We start from the raw sequence: 1,324 nt of genomic DNA on the forward strand, positions 1-1,324 counted from the left end.
ATCACTGAATCGTGACGGGGTAGGTGATTATGATCAAGACGGGGTCGGTGATGCGATGGAATATCTATCAGACGGTAACCCTGTCAGTCGCAAAGACGGCAGCAAATCGATTCCTAATCTTTTTCAATCGTCGATAGTTGGGCGACTGCTGTTGCAGTAGCGCTAAAGAAAATTCGAAATTTGTATGTCACAAGTTTTTATAAAATAGGATTTTAAAATTAATCAGAGGATATCATGAAGCTAAAAAAATTATTTTCTTCGCTTATGTGTTTTACAGTATTGCTGTTATGTCACTTCGTCCAAGCGGATGTTACAGCGAGTGGTAATGTCGTTGTTTACAACGCGGTATTAGAAAGTGCCGACCCCAATATCAGTGAAAGCTGGAGTTGGTTTCAACTCAGCGGCGTCGATACCTTAAGCACCTGCCCGACCGGTGACAAAGGCGCCGGTGATTTGGTGTATATCGCGTTCCCCGACAGTGAAAAACTCGCGTCGACTTTCTTGTTAAGCGCCTACGGTGGTGGATTGGAATTAGTGGTAGAAGTGGATGATGTGAATTTGTATCAAGGCTATTGTCAATTAAGCCAAGTCGCCTTAGCGCCCACTACTGGCACAAGTGGTGGTGGTGGCGGTGGTGGAACAGTCAGCGCGCATCAATATTGGCGAATTAATGGAATGACAGTCAATGATCACTACCTAGAATTGTCAGAGCTTGAATTATCTTTAGTAGATGATACAAACTTAAACTCACTAGCAACGGTGACTACATCTAATGCACCGAATGGTGGGGTGGGCAACGTAATAGATGGTAATTTAACGTCTCGAGCCTGGTGGTATAGCAGTGACACCAATACAGCAGCGTTTTATATTCAGTGGGATTTCGGTGGGAGTCCACAAGCCGTCGCGCAAGTACGTCAAGCAGGCTACGATAATTCGGCTCGGTTTATGACAGAATTTTCACTACAGTACTCCGATGACGGCGTCACGTGGACCACACAAAGTACTCAAACAGGCTTGACTTATCCGGGTAATTACACTTACTCAGAGTACTACGACGTCACGCAATAAAAATAATCTGCAAGCGGTGCATTTTTTTTGTGCATGAATATCAATGTGTTTTGGATCGTGTGAAAAAAAATCCACGAAAAATTAATCCAAGGAATTCGAATGAATAAGTGTACTTGCCGCGCCCATCCGGTTCTTGTGATCCTTGCTGTTACTTGTTTGTCGAGCAAAACATTTGCCCAACAATCTTGGTCCTACACCTATCACGCCAATGGCCAAATCGAAACCGCCGATGGCCCACGCAGCGACGTAAATGACG

General features: G+C 44.6%; 1 protein-coding gene. It reads left to right on the plus strand.

Annotation, left to right across the window (positions count from 1 at the left end; translation table 11 throughout):
* Window positions 1-234: 234 nt before the first annotated feature.
* Window positions 235-1,068, plus strand: a complete 834-nt coding sequence (locus ACYUCY_RS18310; protein ID WP_460227983.1) for a discoidin domain-containing protein — start codon at window positions 235-237, stop codon at window positions 1,066-1,068.
* Window positions 1,069-1,324 lie beyond the last annotated feature (256 nt).

The organism is Aurantivibrio infirmus, assembly GCF_054767315.1.